The organism is Pseudomonas sp. AC083 (genome assembly GCF_979253165.1).
In genome coordinates this window covers 1-230 of the sequence record NZ_CEEDDH010000383.1, presented here as the reverse complement: position 1 = coordinate 230, position 230 = coordinate 1, and the positions used below count along the sequence as shown (strand labels likewise).

General features: G+C 40.4%; 1 protein-coding gene. It reads left to right on the top strand.

Annotation, left to right across the window (positions count from 1 at the left end):
• On the top strand, positions 1 to 230 hold a 230-nt coding region (locus AC0IXA_RS28275), incomplete at both ends, for a hypothetical protein (RefSeq protein ID WP_471815038.1).

Below are 230 nucleotides of genomic sequence, written 5' to 3'. Positions count from 1 at the left end.
TGTTTGTTTCATATAAATGGTTAGAAGACTATGTCGATTTAGAAGGCATCAAGCCAGATGAATTAGCAGAAAAAATCACAAGAAGCGGAATTGAAGTGGAAGCCGTTGAATATAAAGGTGAAGGCATCAAAGGGGTTGTCGTTGGACACGTCATTGAACGTGAACAACATCCGAATGCGGATAAATTAAACAAATGTCTTGTTGATATCGGCGAAGACGCACCGGTGCAA